The 202-nt window shown below is 42.6% G+C and carries 1 protein-coding gene; it reads right to left on the bottom strand.

Annotated elements, in window-relative coordinates; all coding sequences use genetic code 11:
• The coding region (locus tag IAE19_RS16530) for a hypothetical protein (protein WP_227612148.1) at positions 1 to 202 on the bottom strand (202 nt) is incomplete at both ends.

Here is a 202-nt window from a genome sequence, read left to right as displayed (position 1 = left end):
TATAGTATTGCTACCATCAGTTACAGTTACCGCACTTACCACTTTATGGCCGTCTACTTCTGCCTGAGTTAATGTATGTGATACACCATTGATCGTTATGATGTCACCTGCCGCTGCATCCGCTCCCAAGGTAATATCAACATTGACTTTGCCATCCGCTCCTAATTCTGCTGTATTGATTACGCCATCATTATTTGCATCT

It is taken from the genome of Acinetobacter sp. S40 (assembly GCF_016624705.1).
Lineage (GTDB): Bacteria > Pseudomonadota > Gammaproteobacteria > Pseudomonadales > Moraxellaceae > Acinetobacter.
This window is presented reverse-complemented; position numbering and strand designations above follow the sequence as displayed.